6 protein-coding genes and 1 pseudogene are annotated in these 4,666 nt (G+C 43.9%); 6 read left to right on the forward strand and 1 reads right to left on the reverse strand.

Annotation, left to right across the window (positions count from 1 at the left end):
* The 3 genes from AC4E7D_RS11755 to AC4E7D_RS11765 all read left to right on the forward strand — a co-directional run.
* Window positions 1–408: HAD-IA family hydrolase (locus AC4E7D_RS11755; protein ID WP_490173985.1), on the forward strand; the 408-nt coding region annotated here is incomplete at its 5' end.
* Window positions 401–1,264: an EamA family transporter gene (locus AC4E7D_RS11760; protein ID WP_490173986.1), complete on the forward strand. Its 864-nt coding sequence runs from the start codon at window positions 401–403 to the stop codon at window positions 1,262–1,264. The genes AC4E7D_RS11755 and AC4E7D_RS11760, both read left to right, overlap by 8 nt.
* Window positions 1,264–1,881 carry an IMPACT family protein gene (locus tag AC4E7D_RS11765; protein ID WP_490173987.1) on the forward strand — a complete coding sequence of 206 codons (618 nt, stop codon included), beginning with the start codon at window positions 1,264–1,266 and terminating at the stop codon, window positions 1,879–1,881. Before AC4E7D_RS11760 ends, AC4E7D_RS11765 begins: the two co-directional genes overlap by 1 nt.
* Before the next feature lie 19 nt (window positions 1,882–1,900).
* On the opposite strand, the gene AC4E7D_RS11770 is transcribed toward AC4E7D_RS11765, so the two are convergent.
* On the reverse strand, window positions 1,901–2,302 hold the full coding sequence (locus tag AC4E7D_RS11770) for an acyl-CoA thioesterase (protein ID WP_490173988.1): 402 nt from the start codon (window positions 2,300–2,302) through the stop codon (window positions 1,901–1,903).
* 206 nt (window positions 2,303–2,508) lie between these two features.
* On the opposite strand from AC4E7D_RS11770, the gene dnaA reads away from it, so the two are divergent.
* The 3 genes and pseudogenes from dnaA to AC4E7D_RS11785 all read left to right on the forward strand — a co-directional run.
* Window positions 2,509–3,933: a chromosomal replication initiator protein DnaA gene (gene dnaA / locus AC4E7D_RS11775; protein ID WP_490173989.1), complete on the forward strand. Its 1,425-nt coding sequence runs from the start codon at window positions 2,509–2,511 to the stop codon at window positions 3,931–3,933.
* 7 nt (window positions 3,934–3,940) lie between these two features.
* Window positions 3,941–4,393, forward strand: a complete 453-nt coding sequence (locus tag AC4E7D_RS11780; protein WP_490173990.1) for a low molecular weight protein-tyrosine-phosphatase — start codon at window positions 3,941–3,943, stop codon at window positions 4,391–4,393.
* Between the two features lie 6 nt (window positions 4,394–4,399).
* Window positions 4,400–4,666, forward strand: a pseudogene (locus AC4E7D_RS11785) (SAM-dependent methyltransferase); the annotation flags it as partial.

Genomic DNA, 4,666 nt, shown 5'->3' on the forward strand with positions numbered 1-4,666 from the left:
CGACTAACGGCTGCCTGGAATGCCATATTACTGGACTTGCCTGAATATCGCCTTCAATTTCTTGAATCCCTGGCTGAACTAAACGCTTACCAGCTCTTCCTGCTGAGCAATACCAACTCGCTTCACATGTCATATGTACAGGAGACTATGGGGGACAGAAGGTTTGAGCGTTTCATGAATTGTTTTGTTGAGGTTTACCTTTCCCATCAAATGAAAATGAGAAAACCGGAGACCGAAATATTCCAACATGTTCTTGAACAACAGGGATTATCACCAAGGGAAACATTGTTTATTGATGACACCCTTGAGAATATAGAAAGTGCAGCCCGTTTGGGTTTATCCGTATGGCACCTGAATCCGGAAAAGGACGATATCGTGGACCTCAGCAAAAAGTTACCCAATGGTTGATCTCATTCTGAGCATCATTTGCTCGAGTATCATTTTCGTGGTTTTTAAACTATATGCCATTCACAAGGTACAAACGAGCTACGCCATCATTGTAAATTACCTCACCGCCTGCTTTGTGGGTTTCCTGATGTACGAGGGCACTTCCACCCTGCCTGAAATCCCCTTAAAAAGCTGGTTCCCAGGCACTCTTATTTTGGGGGTGCTTTTCATTGTCATTTTTAACCTCATGGCCAGGACTTCGCAGGAAATGGGTGTCTCCGTAGCTTCCGTGGCCACTAAAATGTCGCTCGTTGTCCCTGTAATCCTTGGGATCGTTATATATGGGGAGCAACTCGGGAATTTAAAAATACTAGGGGTCTTCCTCGCCCTGGGAGCGGTTTACTTCAGCTCAATTAAGGACACTCCAAAAGCCCTAAAACGGGCATCATTATGGTTGCCTGTTCTGGTATTCCTGGGATCCGGGATAATTGACGCCAGCATTAAGTACCTGCAGGAATACCATGTAAAGGAAGCAGAGTTCCCTCTAATGTCCGCGACTATTTTTGCTGCCGCAGCGAGTAGCGGGCTTATATTTATTATTTTCCGGTGGCGGAAGACCCCCTTAAAACTAAATTACCGTAATGTACTCGGGGGTATTGCTCTTGGTATTCCCAATTATTTTTCCATCTACTACCTGCTGCGGGCGTTACAAAACGACTTCCTGAACAGTGCCTCTATTTTTACCATCAACAATGTGGCCATTGTAATGCTTACCACCCTGCTGGGCATCATATTATTCAAGGAGAGGATCAGTCTTAAAAACTGGGCAGGAATCTTCCTGGCTATTTTGAGTATAGTTTTAATCGCCTTATTCTGATGGCTAGCGAAATTTATACATACACGTCTATTAAGGATCCCGTTGAAGGGGTAATCTATAAAGAACGAAAAAGCAAATTCATTGGATACGCCTACCCCATTGCCTCAGAGTCCCATTTTAATGCCATCCTCAAGAGCTTGAGTAAGAAATACACGGATGCCAACCATATATGCTATGCCTGGCAGCTCGGCATTGAGGAGGTTCGCTACCGGGTACAGGATGACGGTGAACCGCGAAATTCTGCCGGTATGCCGATCTATGGCCAGATCAAATCACTTGGTGTAACCAATGTCGCCGTAATAGTAGTAAGGTATTTTGGCGGGACAAAACTGGGTGTTGGCGGATTGATTTCCGCATACCGGGAAGCGGCGCGTACTACCCTCCTGAATGGGGTGGTGGTAAAAAAAACCGTGACCTTCGCGCTTATTTTGGAATTTGACTATAAGCAGATGAGTACGGTGATGCGGTTACTCGAGGTTGTAAAGGCCGAAATTTCTGACAGGCACATGGGGGTCAGGGCTCGATTACAGGTAAAGGTTCCCCTGGCAAAAAGGGAAAAATTAATGACAGCTTTAAAACCTCTTCGAGATATCCGTCTGGAAGAAGTAAAGGACTAGAGTGAAGTAATGTTTTAGGCTAATCCAGGTCAAGTTCCTTTAAGAGGTAATCCGGACACCGCATAGGCTTCTGAGTGTCTTTATTCATAAAGGCCAAAACCGTGTTGGCAGTTGCCAAAATCTCTTCTCTTTCGTTGTAGATTTCGTAATCAAATTCTATCCTTACAGCAGGTCTTGATTTGAGGCGCGTAACCACCCTTATCAGGTCGTCATAATACGCTGATTTTTTAAAATTTATATGTAGTGATATAACGGGAAGGATTACCCCGGAATCTTCCATCTTTTTGTAGGAAATTCCAAGCGACCTCAACCACTCTACTCGTCCCATCTCCAGATATTGCGCATAATTCCCGTGGTAGACCACTCCCATCTGGTCAGTTTCTCCGTACCGGATTCGAAAAGAAATTTCGTTATTTGTCATGAAAATTCCGTTAAAAACTTTATATTTAGGAGGTATCGAAAAAGGGGGTCAAAACATGCGAAAAAAAAACAAAAAATTCAACCGTATTTGATTTTTTTTTTAGCTTTTTTGTTCACATATTTGTCCATCTCTGAAGGGGCTTATCGAGCTCCTTTTTTGACCAACTAACTTTAGTCACTAACCAACACTAACGGAGTTTTTTTAAAATGAGTGTTACTGCCAATTCCGTATGGAAAAGTTGTCTGGCATTTATCCAGGACAACATACAACCGCAGGCATTCAAAACTTGGTTTGAACCCATAAAACCCGTTAAACTTTCCGATAATGTTCTCAGCATAGAGGTGCCCAGCAAATTTTTTTATGAATGGCTGGAGGAGCACTACGTCAAGTTGCTCAAAGTGGCACTTACAAAAGAATTGGGGGAAAATGCCAAGCTGGTCTACATCATTAAAATGGAAAACACTTACGGGAACAGGGAACCCTTTACGGAAAAGATCCCCAGTTCTACCCGCGGGCAGGTATCCCCACAGGAAATGGATGTCCCGATAAAATCCAAAAATCCAGAATTAAAGAATCCTTTTGTAATTCCGGGAATACGAAATATCAAAATAGAATCCCAGCTCAATCCCAACTACAACTTTGAAAACTTCCTCGAAGGGGATTCCAATCGGCTGGCAAGGTCTGCAGGCCTGGCAGTGGCTAACAAACCTGGAGGCACTTCATTCAATCCACTGTTGATTTTTGGTGGTGTGGGGCTTGGAAAGACCCACCTGGCGCACGCTATTGGCGTGGAGATCAAGGATAAATACCCCGAAAGGACGGTATTGTACATTTCTGCAGAGAAATTCACACAACAGTATATTGAATCTGTAAAGAAAAATACCCGCAACGATTTTATCCATTTTTATCAACTCATAGATGTGCTCATCATTGATGATGTGCAGTTCTTCTCAGGAAAGTCGGGTACGCAGGATGTATTCTTCCATATTTTCAACCACTTGCACCAGAACGGGAAACAAGTCATCCTAACCTCAGACAAGGCACCGGTAGACATGCAGGATATCGAACAGCGATTGCTGTCACGATTCAAATGGGGCCTTTCTGCGGAATTGCAGAGCCCGGATTATGAAACGCGGATTTCCATTTTGCAAAACAAACTGTACCGGGATGGCGTTGAAATGCCTGATGAAATCGTTGAATATGTAGCCAAACATATTAAGACTAATATCCGGGAGCTGGAAGGGGCTATTATTTCGCTGATTGCACAATCCTCCTTCAATAAAAAGGAAGTCACCCTGGAATTGGCCAGGCAGGTAGTGGAGAAATTCGTTAAGAATACTAAGAGGGAGGTTTCTATAGATTACATACAGAAAGTAGTTTCCGATTACTTTGAAATGGATGTCGCCACGTTACAATCCAAAACACGTAAGCGTCATATTGTTCAGGCACGTCAGCTGGCCATGTTCTTTGCCAAGAAATACACCAAGGCTTCCCTGGCCAGTATTGGATCACAAATAGGAAAGCGGGACCATGCGACCGTTCTGCACGCCTGTAAAACGGTGGATAACCTGGCAGAAACGGATAAACAATTCCGGAAATACATAGAGGATCTAACCAAGAAATTTTCCTAATCCCAAAATGCAAATAAAGGTCTTAATGGTGTGTCTGGGCAATATCTGCCGATCGCCATTGGCTGAAGGTATCCTTAAATCCAAGGTCGACCCTTCCCGCGTTTTGGTAGATTCGGCAGGAACAGCGGGATATCATGTAGGGAGTGCCCCGGACGAACGTTCTATTGCCGTTGCTTTCAAGAACCAAATCGATATTTCCCAACAAAGATGCAGACGCTTTGTCCGTGAGGATTTTGACCGATTTGACCATATATTTGTTATGGACAAAAGCAATTACGAAGACGTACTAGCCCTGGCACGGCATGAAGCACATATACAGAAGGTGAAGTTGCTGCTTGAATTAAGTGAACTGGATCTTCAGGAAGTACCCGACCCTTATTACGGGGGTGCCTCCGGCTTTGATTATGTATTCGAACTCATTGATGATGCCTGCAGGACATTGGCTTCCCGACTGACCTGATACCGAATGAAATTCTCCGAAGAATACGGATTTTTGTATTTGATCCCCACTACCCTTGGGGAAAACGAACCTTTGGAGGTACTCCCCATTTCCATAAAAAGGGCGATTGAAAATATCGATCATTTTATCGTTGAAAATGAAAAAAGCGCCAGGAGGTTTATTAAAAAGGTGAGTCCCAGAAAATCACAACCAGACCTGGACCTACAACTTCTCAATAAATATACGGACCCGGAATCCCTGCCTTCTTACCTTAACCCCTGTCTTGAGGGGTAC

This window comes from Lentiprolixibacter sp. (assembly GCF_982873095.1).

Excerpts from the sequence above, each read along its gene's own strand:
- dnaA (WP_490173989.1), top strand. The coding sequence starts at position 2,509 with ATGAGTGTTACTGCCAATTCCGTATGGAAAAGTTGTCTGGCATTTATC.
- AC4E7D_RS11770 (WP_490173988.1), bottom strand. The coding sequence starts at position 2,302 with ATGACAAATAACGAAATTTCTTTTCGAATCCGGTACGGAGAAACTGAC.
- AC4E7D_RS11780 (WP_490173990.1), top strand. The coding sequence starts at position 3,941 with ATGCAAATAAAGGTCTTAATGGTGTGTCTGGGCAATATCTGCCGATCG.
- AC4E7D_RS11765 (WP_490173987.1), top strand. The coding sequence starts at position 1,264 with ATGGCTAGCGAAATTTATACATACACGTCTATTAAGGATCCCGTTGAA.
- AC4E7D_RS11760 (WP_490173986.1), top strand. The coding sequence starts at position 401 with ATGGTTGATCTCATTCTGAGCATCATTTGCTCGAGTATCATTTTCGTG.